Origin of the sequence: Leclercia sp. LSNIH1, from assembly GCF_002902985.1 — a bacterium.
GTDB lineage: Bacteria > Pseudomonadota > Gammaproteobacteria > Enterobacterales > Enterobacteriaceae > Enterobacter.
Genome location: NZ_CP026167.1, coordinates 2,642,192 through 2,664,818 on the forward strand (window position 1 = coordinate 2,642,192; position 22,627 = coordinate 2,664,818).

26 protein-coding genes are annotated in these 22,627 nt (G+C 53.6%); 12 read left to right on the plus strand and 14 right to left on the minus strand.

What is annotated here, in order from left to right; all coding sequences use genetic code 11:
• The first annotated feature begins 57 nt into the window (after positions 1–57).
• From C2U54_RS12940 to C2U54_RS12950, 3 genes are all read left to right on the plus strand, one after another.
• Positions 58–918: a DMT family transporter gene (locus C2U54_RS12940; protein ID WP_103178988.1), complete on the plus strand. Its 861-nt coding sequence runs from the start codon at positions 58–60 to the stop codon at positions 916–918.
• A gap of 327 nt (positions 919–1,245) precedes the next feature.
• On the plus strand, positions 1,246–1,740 hold the full coding sequence (locus C2U54_RS12945; protein ID WP_103178989.1) for a molybdopterin-dependent oxidoreductase: 495 nt from the start codon (positions 1,246–1,248) through the stop codon (positions 1,738–1,740).
• 17 nt (positions 1,741–1,757) lie between these two features.
• On the plus strand, positions 1,758–3,689 hold the full coding sequence (locus tag C2U54_RS12950) for a putative bifunctional diguanylate cyclase/phosphodiesterase (protein ID WP_103178990.1): 1,932 nt from the start codon (positions 1,758–1,760) through the stop codon (positions 3,687–3,689).
• A gap of 180 nt (positions 3,690–3,869) precedes the next feature.
• On the opposite strand, the gene C2U54_RS12955 is transcribed toward C2U54_RS12950, so the two are convergent.
• From C2U54_RS12955 to C2U54_RS12970, 4 genes are all read right to left on the minus strand, one after another.
• A complete protein-coding gene (locus C2U54_RS12955; RefSeq protein WP_103178991.1) occupies positions 3,870–4,859 on the minus strand; it encodes a hypothetical protein in 990 nt (329 codons plus the stop codon).
• Positions 4,860–5,147: 288 nt separating this feature from the next.
• On the minus strand, positions 5,148–6,032 hold the full coding sequence (locus tag C2U54_RS12960; protein ID WP_103178992.1) for an SDR family oxidoreductase: 885 nt from the start codon (positions 6,030–6,032) through the stop codon (positions 5,148–5,150).
• Positions 6,033–6,207: 175 nt separating this feature from the next.
• A complete protein-coding gene (locus C2U54_RS12965; protein ID WP_103178993.1) occupies positions 6,208–6,432 on the minus strand; it encodes a hypothetical protein in 225 nt (74 codons plus the stop codon).
• 75 nt (positions 6,433–6,507) lie between these two features.
• Positions 6,508–6,726 (minus strand): YgdI/YgdR family lipoprotein, encoded by a 219-nt coding sequence (locus C2U54_RS12970; RefSeq protein WP_103178994.1) that lies wholly within the window; start codon positions 6,724–6,726, stop codon positions 6,508–6,510.
• A 122-nt stretch (positions 6,727–6,848) separates the two neighbouring features.
• Between C2U54_RS12970 and C2U54_RS12975 the strand changes: the two genes are divergently transcribed.
• Entirely contained in the window at positions 6,849–7,829 is a 981-nt protein-coding gene (locus C2U54_RS12975; protein WP_000019441.1) for an IS5-like element ISKpn26 family transposase, read from the plus strand.
• Between the two features lie 288 nt (positions 7,830–8,117).
• Here the strand turns inward: C2U54_RS12975 and C2U54_RS12985 are convergent, their stop codons facing one another.
• The 6 genes from C2U54_RS12985 to C2U54_RS13010 form a co-directional block, all read right to left on the minus strand.
• Positions 8,118–9,077 (minus strand): glycyl-radical enzyme activating protein, encoded by a 960-nt coding sequence (locus C2U54_RS12985; protein ID WP_103178995.1) that lies wholly within the window; start codon positions 9,075–9,077, stop codon positions 8,118–8,120.
• Positions 9,040–11,421: a choline trimethylamine-lyase gene (cutC, locus tag C2U54_RS12990; protein ID WP_103178996.1), complete on the minus strand. Its 2,382-nt coding sequence runs from the start codon at positions 11,419–11,421 to the stop codon at positions 9,040–9,042. Before cutC ends, C2U54_RS12985 begins: the two co-directional genes overlap by 38 nt.
• Before the next feature lie 144 nt (positions 11,422–11,565).
• Positions 11,566–11,757: an SMR family transporter gene (locus C2U54_RS12995; protein WP_103178997.1), complete on the minus strand. Its 192-nt coding sequence runs from the start codon at positions 11,755–11,757 to the stop codon at positions 11,566–11,568.
• Positions 11,758–11,771: 14 nt separating this feature from the next.
• A complete protein-coding gene (locus C2U54_RS13000; protein WP_103178998.1) occupies positions 11,772–12,110 on the minus strand; it encodes a DMT family transporter in 339 nt (112 codons plus the stop codon).
• A gap of 121 nt (positions 12,111–12,231) precedes the next feature.
• Positions 12,232–13,035, minus strand: coding sequence for a PhzF family phenazine biosynthesis protein (locus C2U54_RS13005; RefSeq protein ID WP_103178999.1), 804 nt, complete (start codon positions 13,033–13,035; stop codon positions 12,232–12,234).
• Positions 13,025–13,696 carry a helix-turn-helix transcriptional regulator gene (locus C2U54_RS13010; protein ID WP_231736601.1) on the minus strand — a complete coding sequence of 224 codons (672 nt, stop codon included), beginning with the start codon at positions 13,694–13,696 and terminating at the stop codon, positions 13,025–13,027. Before C2U54_RS13010 ends, C2U54_RS13005 begins: the two co-directional genes overlap by 11 nt.
• 213 nt (positions 13,697–13,909) lie before the next feature.
• Here C2U54_RS13010 and C2U54_RS13015 point away from each other — a divergent pair, with 213 nt between their 5' ends.
• The 3 genes from C2U54_RS13015 to C2U54_RS13025 all read left to right on the plus strand — a co-directional run bounded on the left by C2U54_RS13015 (position 13,910) and on the right by C2U54_RS13025 (position 15,732).
• Positions 13,910–14,266, plus strand: a complete 357-nt coding sequence (locus C2U54_RS13015; RefSeq protein WP_103179001.1) for a hypothetical protein — start codon at positions 13,910–13,912, stop codon at positions 14,264–14,266.
• Between the two features lie 104 nt (positions 14,267–14,370).
• The gene (locus tag C2U54_RS13020; protein ID WP_233210503.1) at positions 14,371–14,934 is read left to right on the plus strand and encodes a YcxB family protein; all 564 of its coding nucleotides are present in this window, start codon (positions 14,371–14,373) and stop codon (positions 14,932–14,934) included.
• 3 nt (positions 14,935–14,937) lie between these two features.
• Positions 14,938–15,732, plus strand: a complete 795-nt coding sequence (locus C2U54_RS13025; RefSeq protein ID WP_103179002.1) for an AraC family transcriptional regulator — start codon at positions 14,938–14,940, stop codon at positions 15,730–15,732.
• Here the strand turns inward: C2U54_RS13025 and leuA are convergent.
• Both leuA and C2U54_RS13035 read right to left on the minus strand, forming a co-directional pair.
• Entirely contained in the window at positions 15,684–17,360 is a 1,677-nt protein-coding gene (gene leuA / locus C2U54_RS13030; RefSeq protein ID WP_103179003.1) for a 2-isopropylmalate synthase, read from the minus strand. The two genes, C2U54_RS13025 and leuA, sit on opposite strands and share 49 nt — an antisense overlap.
• Before the next feature lie 94 nt (positions 17,361–17,454).
• A complete protein-coding gene (locus C2U54_RS13035; RefSeq protein WP_103179004.1) occupies positions 17,455–18,336 on the minus strand; it encodes a LysR substrate-binding domain-containing protein in 882 nt (293 codons plus the stop codon).
• Positions 18,337–18,436: 100 nt separating this feature from the next.
• Between C2U54_RS13035 and C2U54_RS13040 the strand changes: the two genes are divergently transcribed.
• From C2U54_RS13040 to C2U54_RS13050, 3 genes are read left to right on the plus strand one after another with little or no spacing between them, the layout of a single operon-like run.
• Complete coding sequence (locus tag C2U54_RS13040) at positions 18,437–18,739, plus strand: carboxymuconolactone decarboxylase family protein (RefSeq protein WP_103179005.1); 303 nt, start codon at positions 18,437–18,439, stop codon at positions 18,737–18,739.
• A 4-nt stretch (positions 18,740–18,743) separates the two neighbouring features.
• Complete coding sequence (locus C2U54_RS13045) at positions 18,744–19,085, plus strand: tautomerase family protein (protein ID WP_103179006.1); 342 nt, start codon at positions 18,744–18,746, stop codon at positions 19,083–19,085.
• 44 nt (positions 19,086–19,129) lie between these two features.
• A complete protein-coding gene (locus tag C2U54_RS13050; RefSeq protein ID WP_103179007.1) occupies positions 19,130–19,636 on the plus strand; it encodes a DUF4865 family protein in 507 nt (168 codons plus the stop codon).
• A 205-nt stretch (positions 19,637–19,841) separates the two neighbouring features.
• Here C2U54_RS13050 and C2U54_RS13055 read toward each other — a convergent pair whose 3' ends face one another.
• Positions 19,842–20,234: a VOC family protein gene (locus C2U54_RS13055; protein WP_103179008.1), complete on the minus strand. Its 393-nt coding sequence runs from the start codon at positions 20,232–20,234 to the stop codon at positions 19,842–19,844.
• Positions 20,235–20,259: 25 nt separating this feature from the next.
• The gene (locus C2U54_RS13060; RefSeq protein ID WP_103179009.1) at positions 20,260–21,192 is read right to left on the minus strand and encodes an alpha/beta fold hydrolase; all 933 of its coding nucleotides are present in this window, start codon (positions 21,190–21,192) and stop codon (positions 20,260–20,262) included.
• Between the two features lie 92 nt (positions 21,193–21,284).
• Here C2U54_RS13060 and C2U54_RS13065 point away from each other — a divergent pair, with 92 nt between their 5' ends.
• Both C2U54_RS13065 and C2U54_RS13070 read left to right on the plus strand, forming a co-directional pair.
• Positions 21,285–21,860, plus strand: coding sequence for a CGNR zinc finger domain-containing protein (locus C2U54_RS13065; protein WP_103179010.1), 576 nt, complete (start codon positions 21,285–21,287; stop codon positions 21,858–21,860).
• Positions 21,861–21,916: 56 nt separating this feature from the next.
• Positions 21,917–22,483, plus strand: coding sequence for a TetR/AcrR family transcriptional regulator (locus C2U54_RS13070; protein WP_103179011.1), 567 nt, complete (start codon positions 21,917–21,919; stop codon positions 22,481–22,483).
• Positions 22,484–22,627 lie beyond the last annotated feature (144 nt).

Below are 22,627 nucleotides of genomic sequence, written 5' to 3' on the forward strand. Positions count from 1 at the left end.
AAATAGACAAACTCACGATCCCACCGTCGGTCCGGAACGGTCTCTCTCAGGAAGGGTATGAAAAAGCTGTTGCTGGTTCTCTTTGTCTTAACTGCATTTGCAGCGAACTCCATTCTTTGCCGCGTAGCCCTGAAGAATGGCCATGCCGATCCTGAAACCTTCAGCATGCTGAGATTACTGGGGGGAGCGGCAGTGCTGTTTGTCTGGCATCTGGCGCGGGGAAGGCTGCAAGAGATACGCTGGAAAATTATCGACGCCCTGCTGTTGTGCGCCTATGTCCTGTTTTTCTCGCTGGCGTATGTTCAGCTCAATACGGCGACAGGCGCATTGCTGCTGTTTGGCGCAGTCCAGGTCTGTATGATCGGCTGGAGCGTGGTAAAAGGCGAGAGACTGAGCGGCTATAAGGCCTGCGGGATACTCATTGCCGTAGGGGGCATTATTACATTACTGCTTCCTGGGGCGGCCGCGCCTCCGCTTGCGGCGGCCATTACGATGGTAGCCTCTGGCTTCGCGTGGGGCGCCTATTCGCTGCGCGGCAAAAATATCCAGGCTGCGGCGGGAACAACGAGCGGTAATTTCATCCTCAGCCTGCCGGTTATTCTCCTCCTGAGCCTGGTACGACAGACGCCAGTCCATATTGACGCCAGCGGCATTATCCTGGCCCTGCTTTCCGGCGGGCTGGCATCTGGCGTTGCCTACGTGCTCTGGTATGCCCTGGTCACCACGCTCTCTTCAGCAACCGCCAGCACCCTGCAGCTGAGCGTTCCGTGTATCGCGGCGGCAGGCGGCGTGTTATTTCTTGGTGAGGTACCGGATCTGCGGATGTTGCTTTGCACGCTGGCGGTGCTGGCCGGAATAGCACTGGTTATCGCCGCTGATAACAAGAAGCGGCAGCAGCCGGAAAAAAACGGTTTCTGAACGGGAAGGAGGTCATCATTCTCCCGCTGTCATCTCGCTTCTACTGAGCAGGGATAAAAAATAAAACCTTTATATTCTTGTGTGTTTAATTGCATTATATAAGTGGGTAGATTATTTTTTGTACAGATTCAATAAAATTTGCTCTAAATGAAATAAATGTACAGACTTTAGTTAATCATTTTTATAAGAAGGAAAATTTAACTTATTGATTTTAATGATTTATTGTATAAACGGTTTTGTTGCTGCAATAATAGGCAAGGAGCATATATTAATAGCACGTTAACTAAATTATAATTCTTTCATATCCGGCAGATAGGTGAGGTTAGTATGCGGTTTATTGTCATGTTCTTAAGCGTTGTGGTTGCCACCCATGCCTGGGCAGGTGAACTGCCCAAACCCGCCGGTAAAGCCCTTTTAACCCTGTCCGGTAATATACAAAATACAAACGAAGACGGGAAAGCCGTTTTCGATGTCGCCAGCCTTGAGAAACTCGGGATGGTCAGTTTCCAGACTACTTCACCCTGGTATAATGGGCGCACAACCTTTACGGGCGTGCCGCTGCAAAAGCTTATGGATTACGTTGGGGCAAAAGGCACCGTTGCTAAGGTCATTGCGCTCAATGACTACACCACCGTTATCCCGCTCAGTGATTTTAAAAAATACAACGTTATCCTTGCCTTGAAAGTCAACGGTGAATACATGCGTATCCGTGACAAAGGCCCGTTATTCATTGTGTATCCCTATGACAGTCTGCACGAACTGAATAATCAAATTTATTATTCACGATCGGCATGGCAGGTCAGCAAAATGAATATTGAGTAGGAGTTCAGAAGCGCAACATGAACAGGATACTGGCGGGCATCATTTTTTTCCTTTTTATCTCTACGGGATATATCTCTTTCCTTGTGCACGAGAGGCAACAAGAGTTACAAAAACTGACGCACTATACGGACTCATGGTCCGCAGCTCAGCTGGTATCAGAATTTTATCGATTCGAATCAACGCTCGGTCTTTACGCCAACGGTATTGACGCTTTGACGATTGACGACGTGCGCCTGCGTCTTGACATTATGCTCAGCCAGAGCGGTTTAATGAAAGAAGGTGATTTGGGGCGCTATATTGCCAGCAATAAAGCGCACCATGAACTGGCGGTAAATATAGAAAATATTCTCAAAGATCTGGACGCTAACCTTGAGAAAATGGACCGTCCAGCGCTCCAGACCTACCTGATTAAAATGCACCTGCTTGATGCCCCCTTAAGCCGCCTGTCATCCAGTGCGTTAGACAATGATATTAACTCGATCAATAAAGCTAATCTCAAAATACAAACGTTATATTATATTTATTCAGCGGCTTCTCTACTGTTAATCATTTTGAGTGCCATTCTTGGCGTGCTGATATTCTTCCAGAACAGAAATATTCTGACGGCGCATCTTCAGGTCAAAAGCCTTGCTGAAGAGCTGCAAAAATCTAAGGAGAAACTGCAAATCCAGAATACACGGCTGGAATATGACGTTTACCATGACTCGTTGACAGGCATGAATAACCGCCAGTTTTTCTGGGAAAATATAAAGAAAATCATTCAGGTGGCGGAAAAAAATAATGAATCTGTGACCGTCATGCTGTTTGATCTGGACCGCTTCAAGGAGATCAATGATACCTACGGTCATGATGTTGGCGATATGCTGCTGCGCCAGATCTCCGAACGCCTGATTGCCATGAGCCTGACGACCGATACCCTTTATCGCTTAGGCGGGGATGAGTTTGCCTTTCTCTCGAGCGGTTTGACAGAGAGTAGCGCCGTTTCGCGCGCGCAAAAAATATGTGCTTCTATCAACCAGCCGTACACCATTTATAACACCATCATTAATATCGCCACCTGTGTCGGCATTGTTATCTCGGACACGGAGCGCCGCTCCGACTTTCTCTATAAATTTGCCGATCTGGCCCTGTTTGAAGCCAAAAAAGAGGGCCCCGGACAGATAAAAGTCTTCCGGCCGATCATGTTACAAAAGCTGCAGGAGAGCAGAACCCTTGAGCACGATCTGGCGATGGCCTTAGCGAATAAAGAATTCGTGGTTTATTATCAGCCCATTGTCGATTCGTTCAGCCGGGAAATTTACAGCTATGAAGCCCTTGTTCGCTGGGTGCATCCATTAAAGGGGCTTCTGTCGCCGGACAGCTTTATTCCCGTTGCGGAAAAGACAGGCATGATTAATGAGCTGGGAAGGTCGGTGCTTGAACTCGCCTGCCGGGAAGCGGCGACCTGGGCGGTTCCGGCAAAAATCTCGGTAAATGTTTCGCCTATCCAGCTCAGCAGCAAAGCCTTTGCCGGCATCGTGCTCTCCATTCTCGAAGAGACAGGGCTTGCGGCCGATCGTCTGGAGCTGGAGGTGACGGAATCCTCTCTCTTTACCGATAACGATACTCCGCTCAATACCCTCAACACGCTCAGAGCCCGTGGCGTGCAAATCTCCATTGATGATTTTGGTACGGGGTATTCTTCCCTTTCGCGGCTGAGCAAGCTCGCCTTCGATAAAATTAAAATCGATAAATCCTTTGTCCATTCGATCTCTGACCAGGATGATGCCCTGACCATCATCAAACTGATTACCGGGATGGCGAAGTCCCTTAATATGAAGGCGGTTGCCGAAGGGGTCGAAACGCAGGAACAGCTGGAAAGTCTCCAGGCGCTGGGTTGCGATCTCGCGCAGGGTTATCTGTTTGGTAAACCGCAGCCGGGAATCGATGGCAGGATCCGCAACGGATAAATCGCGTGGCCGGATGAAGGCGTGGTGAAAAAAGAAAAAAACATAAATGCCCGTCAGGGCATTTATGTTTTAAAAAGCGATTAATGGAAGAACAGTGCAATCAGGATAATGATTGGAATAGGTACGCCTAAAAAGAAGAGTAATAGTGAGCGCATTTTAAACCTCCTGCTTAATTAAGAATTATAAATCACGTTGACGACCACCGAAGGTCGCACACAGGCTGGCAACGAAAGCACCGGCCAGCAGCGCAATAAATGTCCAGAGCATCAGATAGCTTGTGGTTTTACGTGCGGCATCAGCAGCTTGCTGCGCTTTCTCCTTCGTTTCTTTTAATTTAGCCTGGGCTTTGTCATAGGTGGTTTGTACACGCTGTTCAGCTTCTTGCTGACTGATACCGGTCTTTTGTGCAATCAGTTGGGCGACATACTGACGATCTTCCGGCGGTAAGGTACCGGTGGAAATGCTGTTGGCAAAAATACCGGTCACTTCACTTACCTGCGCAGGCGTTAATGGCTCAGCAGGTGCGGCTGGCGTGGCGGGAGCAGGTGCAGCGGTTGGATCAGCAGGATCGGTAGCACCGTTTGCCGGTGTGGCAGGGTTACTGGCCCTGAACATCGAATTCACAAAATAGTCCATGGATGAACCCGGCGCCTCAGACGAACTGTTCGCCATACCCGCCGCGCCAGCTGCTGTGGCCGTCGCAGCCCCGCCGGCAACGGTACCCACGACTTTAGCGCCGCCACCAATAAGGGCGCCCACGGTGCTTGTAAACAGCGCCGCAGAAACCAGTGCAGCGACAGCCCAGGTTAAAAACCCGTGGGCAGTATCGCGGAAGTAGACTTCATCGGTACGGGTATCGACCCATTTGGTACGCAGTCGCCCGGCTAAATAGCCGCCCATGCCAGACGCCACGATTTGCGTGAACGTCAGCCAGGCGATGGCAGCAATGCCCACCGTGCCGGCGTCGAGCCCGCGGTTTTCCCAGGGTGAAATCGTTGTCAGGCCCAGCCCGGTGCCCAGCATTAGCAAAATTAACGACAGGGATGCCGCTGCCGCTGCGCCGGCAAAGATGGCGCCCCATGATACGGCACTGCTGTTCGTCGTGGGCAGGGGCAGCCGCGAATCGGGATAGGTTGTGTTAACCGTGGCGTGTTCATGAATGTGAGTCATAGCTGTTGTCCTTTAATTAATCTTTGCGTTCGGAACCAGGAACTGATTGAAAAACAGGAAACATTATCAACGTGAACGTTTAAGCCCTTCAGGGACCGGATGATGTCATTTATAACGAGGAAGGCTGTAAAACTGACCGAAATAAAAAACAAAAATCAACGATCTAAGAATAGTTGATAATTTTGCGCCGGACGGCTTTTCAGATTTAAAAATCCGTTACCGCTTCGGATAACGGATTTTATAATAAGTCTTGTCGTCGTCAGGCGCGTCAAAATAAAGGCAACAGAATTAGGCTACGCCGGTACCGCCGTCAGAGCACCAGACCTGACCGGAAGCATAGGAACACTCTTCAGATGCCAGCAGAACATACAGCGGTGCAATCTCCACGGGCTGACCCGGTCTGCCCAGCGGCGTATCTGCCCCGAACTGCTGCACCTTCTCCTGCGGCTGACCACCGCTTGACTGCAACGGCGTCCAGTAAGGGCCCGGCGCCACGGCATTCACGCGGATCCCTTTCGGCCCAAGCTGTTTTGCCAGTGATTTGGTAAACGCCACGTTACAGGCTTTGGTCTGGGCGTAATCGAGCAGGATTTCGCTGGGCTTAAAGGCCTGAACCGAAGAGGTATTGATAATCACCGCGCCTTCCGTCAGGTGACGCAGGGCGGCGCGGGTGATCCAGAAGGGGGCATAAACGTTGGTTTTGAAGGTCGCGTCGAAAGCGGCGGTGGTCAGATCTTCAATGGATTCGCAGAACTGCTGTCTACCCGCATTGTTGACTAGAATATCGAGCCCGCCGAGCTCCGTCACGGCGCGCTCAACCAGTGTCTCACAGAACGACTCCACCCGAATATCACCCGGGATCGCGACAGCTTTGCGTCCTTCCGCCTGAATCAGGGCAATAACGGCTGCCGCATCGGACTCCTCTTCCGGCAGATAGCCTATGGCCACGTCTGCCCCTTCACGGGCGTAGGCAATCGCCACCGCGCGACCAATCCCGGAATCGCCGCCGGTAATCAGCGCTTTTTTACCAGAAAGTCTGCCCGAGCCGGTATAACTCGTCTCGCCATGATCGGGGATTGGCTTCATCTCTGACGCCAGTCCGGGCATTTGCTGCGGCTGTTCCACAAACGGGGGTTGTGGGTAGTTTTTTGAAGTGGTGTTTCCTGATGTCATCCCGACCTCCTTTATCAATGAATTTAAAGCGTAGCCACTGTGACGGAACGCACCTTTCTGGAAGGGATAATTCAGATTATTCTTCTTCTGGATATATTTTTGATTTTATCTTCACTTTGTAAGGCTATTAAACACGCGCCCCCTTTTTTGGCTGCAAGCATGAGGGCGGATGAGATTATTTCTGCTGTCGTTTACGGGTAATACCGGAAATGAAGCGTCTGAGATGTTTTTTAGGTGAGCGCCTGCGTGTGGCGTTGATTTTTGCCGGATCGACGACGACCTTATTCGCTTCCGGGAGGATCGGCTTTTGGCTGCCCGAGCGATATTGCCAGAGGGCGCCTGAATCGCCATGAATAAACAACGCGCATGACAGGAGGAGGGGAAATAAGATCTTCTTCATCGTCTTTAGCCTCTCTCCTGAACGAGCATGCAAGCAGGGCAGAGTTTCCGGCGATCCTCTGCCCGCTGTGCTACCTTATTTCTCTATCATCTGGATAATCTGATCCCGGTTGATCGCATGTTCATTTCCCGCGATATCTTCATAAGTAATGAGGCCATTATCATCATCAACTTCGGGTTTGCCGTGAGTAATAATCATCTCACCATTTTTCTTCTGTAAAACATAATCGCTTGAACATCCGGCGACGGTGAGGCTCAATAGCACCAGGCTAATGACAGCCACAACTTTCTTCATTACAACTCCTTATTTACTCAAGCCTGTCACAGGCACAATGATGCCGCACGCTAGGGAAGGTGCGAACAAGTTCCTGATATGAGATCATCATATTCATCCGGAGCGCATCCCAGAGGGACATCATGAGCCATCAACTCACCTTCGCCGATAGTGAATTCAGCACTAAGCGCCGTCAGACCCGAAAAGAGATTTTCCTCTCCCGCATGGAGCAGATTCTGCCATGGCAGAATATGACCGCTGTCATCGAGCCGTTTTATCCCAAGGCGGGCAATGGCCGACGGCCCTATCCGCTGGAGACCATGCTGCGTATTCACTGCATGCAGCATTGGTACAACCTGAGCGACGGTGCCATGGAAGATGCCCTGTACGAAATCGCCTCCATGCGCCTGTTTGCCCGATTATCCCTGGATAGCGCCCTGCCGGATCGCACCACCATCATGAATTTCCGCCACCTGCTCGAGCAGCATCAACTGGCCCGTCAATTGTTCAAGACCATCAATCGCTGGCTGGCCGAAGCAGGCGTCATGATGACCCAAGGCACTTTGGTGGATGCCACCATCATTGAGGCACCCAGCTCTACCAAGAACAAAGAGCAGCAACGCGATCCGGAGATGCATCAGACCAAGAAAGGCAATCAGTGGCACTTTGGCATGAAGGCCCACATTGGTGTCGATGCCAAGAGTGGCCTGACCCACAGCCTAGTCACCACCGCGGCCAACGAGCATGACCTCAATCAGCTGGGTAATCTGCTTCATGGAGAGGAGCAATTTGTCTCAGCCGATGCCGGCTACCAAGGAGCGCCACAGCGCGAGGAGCTGGCCGAGGTGGATGTGGACTGGCTGATCGCCGAGCGTCCCGGCAAGGTAAAAACCTTGAAGCAGCATCCGCGCAAGAACAAAACGGCCATCAACATCGAATACATGAAAGCCAGCATCCGTGCCAAGGTGGAGCACCCGTTTCGCATCATCAAGCGGCAGTTCGGCTTCGTGAAAGCCAGATACAAGGGGCTGCTGAAAAACGATAACCAACTGGCGATGTTATTCACCCTGGCCAACCTGTTTCGGGTGGACCAAATGATACGTCAGTGGGAGAGATCTCAGTAAAAACCGGAAATAACGCCAGAAATGGTGGAAAAAATAGCCTAAATAGGCTGATTCGATGTGTTTGCGGGAAAAAAATCGGCCCAGATCCGCGAAATTTTAATCAGCGAGTCAGCTTGGGAAGAAATGACCTGCTTATTCGCACCTTCCCTAGTTAAATTGCGTCAGAAGCAGTGCAGCATAAATCACGAACATGAAAAAGAGCGTACCGATAACGACGCGGCGTTCGAGAACCAAACTATTTTTTTCAGAACTCTTTTCTGGTTTATTTAACATGATTACCTCTTTTCGTTAGCCCACCATTACCCCTGAAACCCTTACCGGTAGGTTATATTTGTGGGTATGTTGTAAGAAGTTTTCTACTTGTGCAGCAGAGTCGTTCCATTCGTAGGCCTTATTAAGTAAGGCATATTTCCCGGTGCCAAAACGATGGTAGGGAAGTAATTCGATAAATTTGAACGCAGGACGGTGCCAGGTCAGGGAATGTATCAGCATGAACAATTTTTCAGCCTGTTCGGGGCTATCGTTAAAGTCTGGAATAACGGGGATACGGATAACGATCTGTCGATCTCCCTGCAATAATCTTTCAAGGTTACGCAGGATGATCTTATTACTCACCCCGGTATAGCGTTTATGCTGCTCGTCATCGGCGCTTTTCAGGTCAAAGAGAATCAGATCGCAAACCGATGCGATCTGTTTTACGGCGCGCCAAGGGGCGTACCCGGCGGTTTCAATTGCCGTGTGAATATCCTCTGCGCTAATTTTTTGCATGAGTTGTCTGGCAAACTCGGGCTGAGTGCACACTTCACCCCCGCTGAGGGTGATGCCGCCCCCGGATTGACGAAACCAGGTTTCATCCGCCATGACGCGGTTAAAAACGGCCTCTGAGGTCAGTTTTTCCCCTGTCACATTAAGTGCACCAGCCGGGCAGCTCTCTTCGCATCGCCTGCAACCCTGACACTGACGCGAGCGATCAAGCGTGTGCACACCGTCCACCCAACGATGTACGCCGGCTGGGCAGTGCAGGGCACATTTTCCACAGTGAAGGCAGCGCTCAGCATGCCAGAAGATCTCGCAGCCAGGGTTGAGCCCTTCCGGGTTGGCGCACCAGCGGCAGCGCATCTGGCAGCCTTTCAGAAACACAACGCTGCGAATACCCGGTCCGTCATGCAGCGAAAACCGCTGAATATGTGTTATCCAGCCGGATGCCGGCTCAGAAGCGACGTTGAGTGGTTCGGCTGATGATCTCATCCTGCACCTCTTTACTTAATTCAACGAAAAAGGCGCTGTATCCTGCGACACGGATCATCAGGTTGCGGTACTCCGCCGGGTTTTGCTGCGCCTTCAGCAGCGTTTCATCATCCAGGTAGCTGAACTGCAACTGGGCATTTCCCAGGATACTGGCTGTCCGCAGCAGATGGATAAGGCTGTTTTGCCCTTCCGGCGTTTCCAGCATGCCGTACATAAGCTTGATGTTATGGACCATGCCGATATCCATCTCTTCAACATTGATTCGGCTGACCGAGTTGATGATCGCGGTGGGGCCCAGATAATCTGTCTGCTGGGCAGGGCTTATTCCATCCGCCAGCGGCTTGCCCGCAAGGCGACCGGATGGAAGGGCGCCGGTTATTAGCCCAAACGGCGTATTGTTCGAGATGGAGAGCGTGCCGAATGCAAAAGGTGCATACAGCATCCGATACTGACGATGCTCCTTTTCCAGAAAGTGCACGCTTTCACGGGCCATCTCATCCACGTCGGCAATGTCGTTACCGTATTTCGGCACCCGCAGGCATGCAGTAAGGAGCGCCTCATAACCGACAAAATTATGGTCGAGCGCGTCAACAAGCTCTTGCAGCGTGAAGCGGGAGGTTTCAAATACCAGCCTCCTGATGACCATCAGAGAGTTCACGAAGTTGGCAAGCCCCGTCCAGATAAGACCCGGCCCCGCATTCAGAAACGCGCCGCCCTGGGTGACATCCTTCGCGGTGGCCATACAGCCCTCGATGAGGCTCGACATCAGCGGTTTTCTGGCATGATCCGCATGCAGTTTTTGTACGATGAGCGTGACCTGCGCGGCCTTTCTGACCATAGCGGATAACTGGGCCATAACCGCACGTTTGACATCTTCATAGCAGTGGAACTGCGACACCTCGCCGGTGCGGGGGCCTGTCTGCTTCCCGGCGCGCGAGCGGCCGTTATGCAGCGCCATCTCGATCGCTGCGGTGAAGGTGGTATAACCCACCGAGGTCCACTGGTACATTTTCCCTGCTTTCTGTGGCTCGACGCAGCCCATCAGACAGTAGTCCCGGGCATCTTCATAGCTGAACCCTTTATGCAGCATCATGCGAATATGCGCATCATCGAAATGGCACGCCGGAAACCCCATTCCGCCGCGCACCACATCCACCACCTTGCGCACAAAGGACTGCGGCGACTGATTGTGAATTCGCACGGCCAGGCCCGGTTGATAAATTTTTAATCGCGCGGAGCAGTCCATAATGAGCAGCGTGAGCGGATTGGTGGCATCGCCGCCTTCACGCTTCTGCCCGCCGACCACGAGGTTGATAAAGGGCTGATACCCGGCGAAGTACATCGCCGTCGATTCGCTGCAAATCCACAGGGTTTCCGCCATCTTGATCAGCCAGCAGCAAAGCAGCTCTTCAGCCTGGGCATGCGTTAAGGTTCCGTCCCTGAGCTCGCGCTCCAGCAACGGCCAGAGATATTGATCGACGCGGCCAAGGGAGATCCCGGTCTGATTCTCTTCCAGCATAAACAGCGAATGCACGAACCAGATAGCCTGCAGGGCATCGTAAAAATGCTGCGGAGGATGTTCAGGGACACGCTCGCAAATCGTGGCAATCTGCAGCAGTTCTTCCCGGCGAAGGGGGCGGGTCTCGGCTCCGGCCAGCTGGCGCAGATAACGCGCATAGCGCCGGGTGTAAGCCATCACGCCGTCACAGGCGTGCTGCACGGCGGTATAAAAATTAAACGCCTCGATGCCGTCGGAGGTAGCGGGATCGAGGGCGGCCAGGTGCGCGGCTGCCTCATCCCGTATTCCCTTTATCCCTTTGGTCAGCAGAATATTGTCGTAGCCCGGGCAAGCGTCACCGCCGCCGTTTTGGGTTTTAATCGTGACGTCGCATATCGCATCGTCATGACACCACTCCCACAGCCCGACGGTTTTTAGCTGCGTCTCCGCCATCTCATCCAGAGAGCGGCCTTGCCAGTAAGGAAATACCTCTTCCCGCAGGAGACGTTTCGTCTCGTCGTCAATCTGGTAAGGATCCTGGGCCCGGAAAGGGAGGTTATCCAGCTCGTCGGCCACCCAGCGCCAGTTTATTTCCGGCGAAACTTCACCCCCGCGCGCGCCGCCCGCAGGGTGGCTGACGATAAGCTCGTTTTCGGCGACATATAAAGGCGCGTTCTCGCAGGCATGACGAAACGCTAACGCCCTGAGCAGAATATTATCCATTCCCGGATTGGCCTGATAAACCCGGGTGACGCTGACAGCCCGATGGGCAGAAATAAAGGGCTTCGCCTGTAAAAAGGCGTCGCGCAGCCGTTCCACACGCGATGGAAGGGGTTTGCTATTCATACTGTCGATCCTTTAAAACGCAATCACGATGAGTCCGGCGACGATGCAGCCGATCCCCACCTTTTCCAGGGCGCTGCTGCGCAGTTGATAAAAGATGCTGCTCAGGAGTGAAATCATCACAATGCCGGTTCCTGACCAGGCCGCTTAGGCGACAACCGGTGAAATCCAGCCCATCAGCATCGACAGGGCAAAAAAGGCTGTCGCGTAACAGATCAGGCAGAGAACCGTTATCAGCGTATTTTTGAATGTATTGGTTTGCGGCAGCATTAAGGTGGCAATCACTTCCATTGAGACGGAAATAAAAAGCCAGAAAAAGCCAAATAAAATATTAACCATTTAAAACCACACTGTTATCTTTTTTGTTTGATAGCAAGGTTGAGAATTAATGTGCCAATAATAACCATGCACACACCTATCCACGAATCCTGTGTCAGGGTGAAATCAAAGTAACGGGTTTGTATAAAGGTAATACTAATGATCCCGACCGCAGACCAGATAGCATAGGCCACACCTATATGAATCCGCCTCAGGGCGAGAGATAAAAAATAGTAGCTAACGCCATAACAGATAATGGCCAGTACGCCAGCGGAGATAATTTTAAAACTGTCAGAAAGCGATAATAATGTTGTCGCGACGATTTCAATGGATACGGCAGCAATAAGCGCAGTAACGCACCTGGTTAAAGTCATTGGATTATCCTTGGTTATAAGTCACCAATAGTGTTTGGTTCAGGTAACAGGATGCCGGGCAGAATTTAATCCGCTTATTCTATTCTCGGTGAATTAAATGAATACTTTTAAATAGCTCTGTTTAAATAATAAATATCCCCTCAAGGACCAGACAGGCCTCGCCCGTCAGCGTCACGCGGCCCGTATCGTTAATATGGCAGATCAACTCTCCTTTACGGCTGCCGCCCTGTTGTGCATGGAGCGTTTTTTTCGCCAGCTTATCGCTCCACAGCGGGGCCAGAAAGGTATGCGCCGAGCCGGTAACGGGATCTTCATTGACGCCCACCTGGGGCCCAAACCAGCGGGAGCGAAAATCAAACTGACGAGAAGGCGCCGTCACGACCACGCCGCGGGTGTTGAATTTCGCCAGGGCGGTGAAATCTGGCGTTAAGCCGTCGAGTTGCGCTTCGTCATCCATGACCACGATCAGATCGGAGGCCTGCCAGATTTCAGTCGCCCCGGCAACGATGCCAAGTGCTGACAAAAGCCCGTCCGGGGCCGCAATCCTGCGGGGGGTGACGAGGGGAAAATCCATCGAGAATTTTCCATTATCCGAGGTAACGGTCAGCTCACCGCTGCGGGTGGAAAAACGAACCGTCTTGCCCGACTCTTCATGGCGCAGAAGCACACTGGCTGCGGCAAGCGTCGCATGACCGCAAAGGTCGACTTCAACGGCAGGGGTAAACCAGCGAAGGGCGTAATCGTGGCCCTGCTTAACAACAAACGCCGTTTCGGAGAGATTATTCTCGCTGGCTATACGCTGTAACAGCGCATCCTCCGGCCACGCTTCCAGCAGACAAACCGCTGCGGGATTACCCGTAAACGGCCCCTGAGAGAAAGCATCCACCTGGTAAAAAGGAATGCGTTGCGGATAACTATTTTTCATTCATCACCTCAAGATCGTTATAAACCGTATAACGTGTCACACCCAGCGCCTGGGCCGCATGTTGCACGCCCCCCCTCATTTTAAAAATGCCTTTATCGCGCATCTCCGCAACGATTTTAAGGCGTTGCGTTTTCTGAATTTTCTTTCCGGTAACGGTATGTTTTTCAATAATTTCCTGAATTGATTGCTCAACAAGGCCACCCAGGTTGAGATCGGCTGCATCCGTTTCGGCAGGCGCGGTGGCCATGATGATGTCGAGACTTTTGCGAATGTGTTCATACGGCGAGGTGTCGACATTAATGCAGAAAGCCATCAGCGGATGGCCGTCATCGCTGTAGTAGATGGTGGAGGCGCTGTTGAGGATCTTCTCCGAGGCGGTCACGGTTTTATAATCTTTAACCGTCAAGGACTTACGTCCCTCGTTTTTACCGAGCAACAGGGCAAATCCCTTATCTTTCTCGGGGCCAGATAACAGGTGGTCGCCTTTACGTCTGCCGCTGACATGCCCGTTAATGATTTTGACAATCGAGCATTCGGGCGTGGTGAGATTGTGTAAAACGGCTTCCTGATTGGCGGAGAGCGTACCCGCCAGCGCCTCCATGGCGGCTTCCAGTGGCCCGGAAATTAGCTCAATCTGTTCTGCATATTCTGACTTCATCATTTTTCCTTCGTCTGGGTCATTGTCAGGGCCACGAGTTTACCATTTGCCACCCGAACCTTCGCCTCTGTAGGGGAGAATGGGCTGGCAGTCTTAAATTATACTCATAATGTTTAATTATCAACAAAAAGTTGATTTATGGTTTTTGCAGGGGTAAATTCACCGCCACTGATGGCGGGCTTCCTTCCCGGGAGCCTCTGAAAAGTGGGAACTAGTATGAAAATCATTGGACTGATAGCGTTAGCGGGTATCCTGACGGCGTGCAGTGTTATCCATCCCTTTGGTGATGCGACGGTGTATCAGGTCTATTCGGTCTCTTCTCACCCGGGGCTGGTGGGGCGCTACCACTGTATGCGGGATGCCTTGTCGGCAGAGGGCTATGGCGTTGAGGTGATTTATCCTGAGGCGGATACCCCTAACTTTTTTGATATCAGCAAAGCGCAGCAGCGGATCGCTCAGGTAGATATGTACCATGTGCGCGGGTCAGAAGAGATCAATATCACGCTCATAGCCGGGGCAAAAACAGATCTCCGTACCCTGGATGACATCATGCAACCCTGTGTAAGAGGGTAATAAGCTGAGGGAAACGCTAATAATGATGGGGCAATATGTTAGGATAAATAATCAGGCGCGAATAAGAGAGAGGGAGAGGCATGATAAGAAAAAACAGGATCGTTGTGGAATATTCATTATCAGCACTGGAACGTACTAAAGCGGGCAAGCTCATCAACGATCATAAAAAAGAACACCTCAAACCTTACGGTTCTCTTTTTCTCATTCATAAGGCTGCGGTCTCTGTTTTAGCGGTGGCGGCCTTATTTAATTTTATCACCCTGTTGCAGTTAAGCCTGCAAACTGCCCCCGACGGTGATTTTCTCGCCAGAGCAAAAATGTTCAGTATCGCGCTGCTCGTGCTGTTTGGCGTCGGGTTGGCGCTGTTCAAACTCTATGATGTAGTTATGAATAAGGTCATGCAAAAGCAGCAGCAGGCTGAGCAGGAAGACGAGGAGACTTTACAGAAAGTGAAGCTCAACCGCTTCTTTATTGAAATTATCACTAACACCGCCAGCGTTAAAATCTATTGGGAAAAAGTGAAGGAAAGCTACAGAAAAGGGGGTTTTATTTTTATCCATATGCGGAGTGATAATTGTGTGGTGATACCCGAGAGAGTATTTGCCTCAGCAAACGAAGCCGCGGACGTGTTTGACTTTATCAACGCGCAGATAGCGCAAAATAGATAATCGATGACAACCCAACAGCAGTTCAGCTTTGCCACCCGCCCGCTGGTGCCTTTTGCCCATGATTACACCCATGGCGAAACGGAGCCCTGGCACAGCCATAGCTGCGCCCAGCTTCTGCATACCCTCAGCGGAGTGGTGCGGGTAGAGACCGGGCAGGGGATCTGGATTGTACCGCCGGGGCGAGGCGTCTGGCTGCCTGCCGGGACGCAGCACCGGCTGCTGATCACCGGTGACGTGGCGGCCCGGACGCTCTTTATCGATCCCTTCGCCCGGGCGGATTTACCCTCAGTCTGCCAGGTTGTGCAAATCTCCACCCTGCTGCGCGAGCTGATCGTCGCCTCGCTGCAACTGCCGGAAAGCTACGCCGCGGGCAGCCGGGCGGAGCGCATTTACGAGCTGATCCTCGATGAAATCAGGGGGATCGGCGTGCTGCCGTTTAACCTGCCGGAACCCCAGGCCCCCGCGCTGCTGGCCCTGTGCCGCCAGATCCAGGCCGAGCCGGGAACAAAATGGACGACGGCGCTGGCAGCAAAAACGCTCAATATTAGTGAACGCACCCTGCTGCGGCACTTTCGCCAGCAGACCGGGCTGGCCTTCAGCGAATGGTTGCGCCGGGCGCGGCTGATGGAGGCGCTGAACCGCCTCGCGCAGGGGCAATCGGTGCTACGGGTGGCGCTGGACCTCGGTTATGAGAGTCACAGCGCCTTTAGCGCCATGTTCCGCCGCACGCTCGGCGTGGCGCCGAGCGACTACTTCCCGCCCGAGGCGCTCTCCGGCAACGCATTCAGCAAAGCCTGAAGCGACGCCCGGGAAACATCGTTGTCGATGCCCGTTCCCCAGCGGCTGGCTCCCTGCTTAAAGCTGCAGCGGATATAGGCCGCCGAGCGGCTTTCGCTGCACCTGCCGAGGGTATGCTCGTGATAATCCTCAATGGCGAAGGCCAGATGAAAACTGGCTTTTATCGCGCTGGCGGCGGCAGAGAGCAGGCCGTTGCCGTTCCCCTCCAGGATCACAATCCCGTCGACGGTCTGGACGCGGGCCCACAGCAGCAGCCCGCCGTCGGCCTGGCTTTCGGTTCGGTAATCCAGCAGCTGCCGTGGGGCGTGCTGATGCGGCCCATACAGCTCGCGATAAAGCTGCCACAACGCACTTAGCGTCATCTCGGTACCTTCCCGATCGGTGTGCGCCTGAACGTGGCGGCTAAAGTCCTGTTGCAGGGCCCGGGGCAGCGCCAGGCCATGATTTTGCTCCAGCATCCACGCCGCGCCGCTTTTGCCGGACTGACTGTTAACGCGGATCACCGCCTCATAGCTACAGCCGATATCTTCCGGATCCACCGGGAGATAGGGCATCTCCCAGCGCGGGGAGAGGGACTGTTCCCGGGCGTGAAACCCTTTTTTAATGGCATCCTGATGCGAGCCAGAGAAGGCGGTAAAGGCCAGCTTACCGGCGTAAGGATGGCGGGGATGCACCGGCAGCTGGTTGCACTGTTCCACAAGTTCCACCACCTGCTTCATATCGCTGAAATCGAGCTGCGGCGAAATCCCCTGGCTGTAGAGATTCATCGCCAGGGTCACCAGACAGACGTTCCCGGTGCGCTCCCCGTTACCGAACAGGCAACCTTCCACCCGGTCGGCACCCGCCAGCAGGGCGAGCTCGGCGCTGGCAACGCCGCTGCCGCGATCGTTATGGGGATGGACGCTGATGCAGACCTCGCTCCGACGGGAGAAGTGGCGGCAGAAATACTCGATCTGATCGGCATAGACGTTGGGGGTGTTGACCTCCACCGTGGCAGGCAGGTTGACGATCATGGGCCGTTCGGCAGAGGGTTCCCAGACATCCGCCACCGCCTCGCAGATGTGCAGGGCAAACTCCGGTTCGGTAAAGCAGAAGGTTTCCGGCGAATACTCATAGGTCCAGCGCGTCTGCGGGTTGGTCTCGCACAGCGCACGTATCTGCCGCGTGGCGCTGACCGCCAGCTGGACAATCTCCTCCTGGCTCTGGCGAAAGACCAGCTGGCGGAACAGCGGCGCAGTGGCGTTATAGAGATGCACCGTGGCGCGTTTTGCCCCGTCGAGGGAAGCGAAGGTGCGCTCAATCAGATCGCTGCGGGCCTGGGTAAGCACCTGAATGGTGACATCATCCGGGATGCGCTGCTCCTCAATCAGCTGGCGGACAAACTGGAAGTCCGTTTCGGAGGCGGAGGGGAACGCCACCTCAATCTCCTTGAAGCCGCATTTGATCAACTGCTCCCAGAAGCGCAGCTTGCGGGGGATATCCATCGGTTCGGCCAGCGCCTGGTTGCCGTCGCGCAGGTCGGTTGAGAGCCAGCGCGGGGCGTGGGTCAGCCTCTTATCAGGCCACTGACGGTCGGGTAACGAAATGGGGGCATAGGCCACGTACTTTTGCGAAGGGTTGCGCAACATAGGGGTTCTCCAGGTGATGTTCTGTTTTTATCCTGGCGAAGAACGGAGCAGGGTACTGGCGCAAAACTGACAACCTGTGGCGAGGATCCGCCATTTATTTCACTCCGAGCAGAGCCTGCTCCATCAGTTGCGCCAGCAGGGCCTGCGCCCGTGGTTCTGCCTCGCTGCCGTGCTGTTCGAGGGTGATCCCCAGCCTGCCCGGCGTGGGCAGCACGCTTCCCGCCGCCCGCAGGCTGGCAGGCATCCCGATCCGGGTCCGCAGCGTCACGCCGAGCCCGGCCTGCACCGCCGCCCAGATCCCGCTCAGGCTGTGGCTGACAAAGACCACCCGCCAGGGGATGCCCGCCCGGTTCAGGCAGTCGATGGCGTGGGTGCGCATCAGGCAGGGGGTGTCGAACATCACCAGCGGCAGGGGCTCGCCCCGGGCAAGCAGGGAACGGATCTCCATCTCCGGAGGCTGGATCCACACCATCTGGCTCTGGCCGATCGACCGTCCCTTGCGTGGCTCGCTCTCGTTCTGCCACAGCAGCACCATATCCAGGGCGTGATCGTCAAAGGCGTTGAGCAGCGCCCGGTTGCGATCCACTCTGGCAACGATCCGCACTCCCGGATGGTGGCGTCTGAATTCGCCCAGAATGCCCGGCATCAGCGACTCACCAAAATCCTCCTGCATGCCGATGCGGATCTCCGCCTGCAGCAGCTCGCCTTTCAGCGCAAACTGCACCTCGTCATTCAGCGCCAGCATGCGGCGGGCGTAGCTCATGACGATCTCTCCGTTGCGGGTCAGCGTCAGGCCACGGCCCTTTTTCATCACCAGCTCTGCACCGCACTGCTGCTCCAGCTTTTTGAGCTGGGCGCTCACCGCCGAGGTGGAGCGGCAGAGATGGGTGGCGGCCAGGGCAAAGCTGCCGCACTCAATGCCGGTGACAAAACTGCGCAGCGCATCGAGGTCGAGCGTCGGAGGGAGCTTGTTCATAAATGTCCTGAAATACGGGATGGTGGTGCAAATATAATTTGATTTTCAGGATGAAACTATGGGGCCAGAATCGCCTTACTGTCAATGCGGAGAGAACATCATGGCCACATCCCTTACTTCTGAAACCCTGAGCCGCGTCGCGCCGAAACTGGCCGAGCTGAGCAAGGAGGTGCTGTTCAATGACATCTGGAAACGCGACGCGCTCTCCCCGCGGGATCGCAGCCTCATCACCCTGGGCGCGCTGACGGCGCTGGGGCGTGTACAGCAACTGCCCTGGCATATCGACTTTGCCCAGCAAAACGGCCTGACCCGGGAGGAAATTACCGAAGTGTTCACCCACCTGGCGTTCTACGCCGGCTGGCCTGCGGCGGTCTCCGCCCTCGGCTGCCTGGAAGAGGAGTAACCCGATGCCCTTTACACGTGTCTCCCTGCGGCCGGGGTACAGCGACGCGCAGATAGCGCAGATCTCCGACCTCCTCCAGCAGAGCCTGGAGGCAGAATTCGCGGTTCCGCCGGGGGACCGCTTCCAGATTTTTGAGGAGATCCCGGCCACGCGGCACCTGTTCGATCGCCACTATAAAAGCGGCGGGCGCAGCGACAAATTTATTCAGTTTCACATTCTGGCGGGCAAGCCCCGCACCGCTGCGCAAAAGCAAAATCTCTGCCGCAGGCTGTGTGAAGAGCTGCACAGGACGCTGGCTATTCACCCGGATGACGTCATGGTGATGATCCAGTTCAATACCGCCTAAGAGTGGAGCTTTAGTCGGGGAAGGATGCTGTCTGAGGAGGGGTTATGATCGTTATGCAATATCGCTTCACGCTGCCAGCCGACTACGATATGACCATTATTGATCGGCGTATTGCGGAGCATGGCGCGAAGCTGAACGGCTTTCCCGGCCTGCTGTTTAAGGCATTCCTTGTTGCCAGACGCGATGCCGCTTTTAGCGTGGAAAACCGCTATGCGCCGCTCTACGTCTGGAAGAGTGCCGCCGGGATGACGCAGTTTTTACAGAGCCCCGGTTTTCGCAGGTTGACGGAGGATTTTGGCTGGCCGCAGATCGACACCTGGCTGGCGCTGCGCCTGCCGGCTGTGGCTGAGGTGAAAAGTGCCGCCTGGCTATCGATTGCCCGCGAGACGATCCCCGCGCACAGCGACCTGTCGGCACTGCAACTGCATGCCCCGCTTTGCGGGTGGGATGTCAGCCGCTGGCAACTGTTGCAGGTAAATTTTGGCGAGACGCCGCAGGAGGGGAGGGAGAATTACCGGGTTGCGTATGTGGCGAGTGAGGACATACGTTAAGCCCTCCACCGTTGATCAGGCTTAACTCTTGATACAAGGTGTCCGGCGAACCGGGCACCTGTTTTTTTCCTTTCAAGGCTCGCTATTTCGGATGGACATAAAAGAATAGATGCTAAGGCGCTGGACGCTGGAAGGGCAAAATGCCGGTTACATATGGGATTTGCCCAGGATGGAGCGGCCTCAAAAGCATTCAAACAATGCCCATCTATCCAGGATAATAGAATTCGATTCTGATGCCGCTCGGTTCGTAACACATCATATGCATTGATGGCCCCTCCCGGATTAAAGTGGGTTCAAATTCGATTTCAATCTGATTCGCCTTTAACAGGTCAACAAGCCTGAACAGATCCACTTTATTTTCGACCCGTAAAGCTAAGTGATGAAGTCCGACATTGGTTTTACGATTAAATGTAATGGGCTCATCGGTTTGTGTTTTCCATAGCGTGATGGTCAGCGCATCATCTCTTACGAAGATAGCGGGATAATCTTCACGTCGTTTCACTTCCTCCCAGCCCAATATATTGGTAAAAAACGCAGCGCTTTCTTCAAGCTTAGATACGGCTAAGCCGATATGTTGCACACCAGCAGTAACAGCCATCGTTGTGTTCTCCAGAGAAAGTGTTTTAGCCAACGCTTACATCACCCATCGGTGAAGAGGTCTGGCGGATGTGGCGGTCAAGGAAGACCCGAATATCAGACCCTATCTCTCTGGCGTGCGTTTCAAGGGCAAAGTGGCCCGTGTCGTAGAAGCGGATTTCCGCGTCTGGCAGATCGCGTTTCCAGGCTTCAGCGCCCGCCGCCATGAAAAAGGGATCGTGTTTACCCCACACGGCCAATAAGGGGGGCTGATGCTGACGAAAATAGTGCTGAAACAGAGGATACATCTTCACGTTTGAGGCGTAATCCAGTAACAGGTCAAGCTGAATCTCGGCATTACCAGGCCGTAATACCTGCATTCCTTCAAGGGAATAACCATCGGGTGAAACCAGGCTTTGATCGGCAACACCTTCCAGATATTGCCATTTGATTGAAGCCGGGGTCGGAAACTCACGCAGCGCATGCCGGTTTTCAGGCGTGGGCTCGCGCCAGTATCTCTGAATGGGTTCCCAGGCCTCGCCCAGGCCCTCTTCGTAGGCATTGCCATTCTGGGAAATAAGCGCTGTCACACGCTCCGGATGGGCTAATGCCAGCCGCCATCCGACAGGGGCACCGTAGTCATGAACCATCAGCGCATAGCGGTTGAGATTAAGTGCTTCGGTAAACCGGTCAATGGTTTCCGCGAGCTGGTCAAAGGTATAAGCGTATTCACCGCGCGCTGGCGCCTCGGTAAAACCGAAGGCCGGCAAATCTGGCGCGATTAAGTGATAACGATCCGCCAGCTGGGCAAAAAGATCCCGAAACATAAATGATGAGCCCGCGAAGCCGTGAAGTAACAACAATACAGGCGATGCCGGATCGCCGGCCTCACGGTAGAAAACGTTAACATCACCTGCCTGTTTATAGCGGTAATGCACCGGCGTAGCGGGAGCAGATAAATCCGTAGTGGAAGAGATCATGATAAGCCTCATGTAACCTTTAAAGTGGTTATTTGAAGGTTACATGTAAATTTGGTAACCTGTCAAAATGATTTTATGAGTTACGGAGCGGTATGGAATTTAAACCACCTTCTTCTCAGCCCCTCTTCCTGGCTGACAACCTTGCGCTGGATTTTATTAACAGTGAATACGGGACAGGGGATGAACGGCACGACTGTTTTGAAGACGATACCCGCGTCATCGACTGGCTGGTGATAGCGGGGCTTGTGCCGAAAGGTACTAAGGCACCTGATGGGCTCGTGGCGGAAGCCCGGCAGCTGCGCGATGCCGCCAGGGCAGTCGTGCATGCCGCGATGAAGTCCGTTGCGGCTGACCTGACGGTGATTAACCACGTACTCCAGGCGGGGCGTCCTGAGACGACTCTGCAGTGGGACAAAGAGACGCAGCGATACCGGATTACTGTTCGGCCGGAGGTGCTCAGCCCCGCAGGCCTGCTCTGGCCTGTTGCGGATGCGTTGGTGAAACTCATCGCTGACGATAAGTTTGAATACGTGCGGCAATGTGAAGCGCATAACTGTATTTTGCTGTTTCATGATTTGAGTAAATCCCATCGCCGCCGCTGGTGCAGTATGGCGACGTGCGGCAATCGCATGAAGGTAGCGGCATTCCGGAACAGGAAAAATTCGTAGCGATTCTGGACGAAAAGAGAATTGACTGAGGAGAACGATCGTTCTACCATTACTCTATGAACAAAAATACGACTGACACACGAGAAAAAATCCTCGCGTCCGCTGAAGAACTCATTTACCAGAACGGCATCCATGCCACCGGTATGGACCTTCTGGTGAAGACCTCAGGTGTGGCCCGGAAAAGCATCTATCGCTATTTCGCGAACAAAGACGAAGTGGCGGCTGCCGCGCTGAACGCGCGGGATGTCCGCTGGATGGAGTGGTTCAGGAGCGAGTGCGACAAAGGGGACACGCCGCAGGAACGTATCCTGAATATGTTCACCGTGCTTAAAGGCTGGTTTGAGTCGGAAGGATACCGCGGGTGTGCATTCATCAATACCGCCGGGGAAGTGGGGGACAGTGCCGATCCCATCCGGCAGATTGCCAGGCTGCATAAACAGAAAATACTGGATTACGCTCTTGAGCTAACCGGGCAACTGAATATTGAGCACGCTTCAGCCCTGGCAAGGCAATTGCTGTTATTGATTGAAGGCGCTATAACCGTATCACGCGTCATGGGCGAATACAGCGCCGCCGATGATGCAAAAGATATTGCTCAGTTATTACTGAAACAGGTCTCGTAAAAGAGACCTGAACTCACAGGGAAACAGACACTGAAACAGAAATAATTCATCCTCATACCTTTCACACTTATATTCTGTTTTTATGAACAGGATATAAAATTTCATAAAATATCTCCTCCCTTGTCGGATATTAATTCCCGACGC

Bases quoted from the DNA above. Each gene is read 5' to 3' on its own strand.
- C2U54_RS13035 (WP_103179004.1), bottom strand. From the start codon at position 18,336: ATGAACAAGCTCCCTCCGACGCTCGACCTCGATGCGCTGCGCAGTTTT.
- C2U54_RS13015 (WP_103179001.1), top strand. From the start codon at position 13,910: ATGAAAATCATTGGACTGATAGCGTTAGCGGGTATCCTGACGGCGTGC.
- C2U54_RS12955 (WP_103178991.1), bottom strand. From the start codon at position 4,859: ATGACTCACATTCATGAACACGCCACGGTTAACACAACCTATCCCGAT.
- C2U54_RS12960 (WP_103178992.1), bottom strand. From the start codon at position 6,032: ATGACATCAGGAAACACCACTTCAAAAAACTACCCACAACCCCCGTTT.
- C2U54_RS13000 (WP_103178998.1), bottom strand. From the start codon at position 12,110: ATGACTTTAACCAGGTGCGTTACTGCGCTTATTGCTGCCGTATCCATT.
- C2U54_RS13055 (WP_103179008.1), bottom strand. From the start codon at position 20,234: ATGGCTGTTACTGCTGGTGTGCAACATATCGGCTTAGCCGTATCTAAG.
- C2U54_RS12950 (WP_103178990.1), top strand. From the start codon at position 1,758: ATGAACAGGATACTGGCGGGCATCATTTTTTTCCTTTTTATCTCTACG.
- C2U54_RS12940 (WP_103178988.1), top strand. From the start codon at position 58: ATGAAAAAGCTGTTGCTGGTTCTCTTTGTCTTAACTGCATTTGCAGCG.
- C2U54_RS13010 (WP_231736601.1), bottom strand. From the start codon at position 13,696: ATGATGAAGTCAGAATATGCAGAACAGATTGAGCTAATTTCCGGGCCA.
- leuA (WP_103179003.1), bottom strand. From the start codon at position 17,360: ATGTTGCGCAACCCTTCGCAAAAGTACGTGGCCTATGCCCCCATTTCG.
- C2U54_RS12970 (WP_103178994.1), bottom strand. From the start codon at position 6,726: ATGAAGAAAGTTGTGGCTGTCATTAGCCTGGTGCTATTGAGCCTCACC.
- C2U54_RS12995 (WP_103178997.1), bottom strand. From the start codon at position 11,757: ATGGTTAATATTTTATTTGGCTTTTTCTGGCTTTTTATTTCCGTCTCA.
- C2U54_RS13005 (WP_103178999.1), bottom strand. From the start codon at position 13,035: ATGAAAAATAGTTATCCGCAACGCATTCCTTTTTACCAGGTGGATGCT.
- C2U54_RS12965 (WP_103178993.1), bottom strand. From the start codon at position 6,432: ATGAAGAAGATCTTATTTCCCCTCCTCCTGTCATGCGCGTTGTTTATT.
- C2U54_RS13060 (WP_103179009.1), bottom strand. From the start codon at position 21,192: ATGATCTCTTCCACTACGGATTTATCTGCTCCCGCTACGCCGGTGCAT.
- C2U54_RS13045 (WP_103179006.1), top strand. From the start codon at position 18,744: ATGCCCTTTACACGTGTCTCCCTGCGGCCGGGGTACAGCGACGCGCAG.
- C2U54_RS13070 (WP_103179011.1), top strand. From the start codon at position 21,917: ATGAACAAAAATACGACTGACACACGAGAAAAAATCCTCGCGTCCGCT.
- cutC (WP_103178996.1), bottom strand. From the start codon at position 11,421: ATGAATAGCAAACCCCTTCCATCGCGTGTGGAACGGCTGCGCGACGCC.
- C2U54_RS12945 (WP_103178989.1), top strand. From the start codon at position 1,246: ATGCGGTTTATTGTCATGTTCTTAAGCGTTGTGGTTGCCACCCATGCC.
- C2U54_RS13040 (WP_103179005.1), top strand. From the start codon at position 18,437: ATGGCCACATCCCTTACTTCTGAAACCCTGAGCCGCGTCGCGCCGAAA.
- C2U54_RS13065 (WP_103179010.1), top strand. From the start codon at position 21,285: ATGGAATTTAAACCACCTTCTTCTCAGCCCCTCTTCCTGGCTGACAAC.
- C2U54_RS13025 (WP_103179002.1), top strand. From the start codon at position 14,938: ATGACAACCCAACAGCAGTTCAGCTTTGCCACCCGCCCGCTGGTGCCT.
- C2U54_RS12985 (WP_103178995.1), bottom strand. From the start codon at position 9,077: ATGAGATCATCAGCCGAACCACTCAACGTCGCTTCTGAGCCGGCATCC.
- C2U54_RS12975 (WP_000019441.1), top strand. From the start codon at position 6,849: ATGAGCCATCAACTCACCTTCGCCGATAGTGAATTCAGCACTAAGCGC.
- C2U54_RS13050 (WP_103179007.1), top strand. From the start codon at position 19,130: ATGATCGTTATGCAATATCGCTTCACGCTGCCAGCCGACTACGATATG.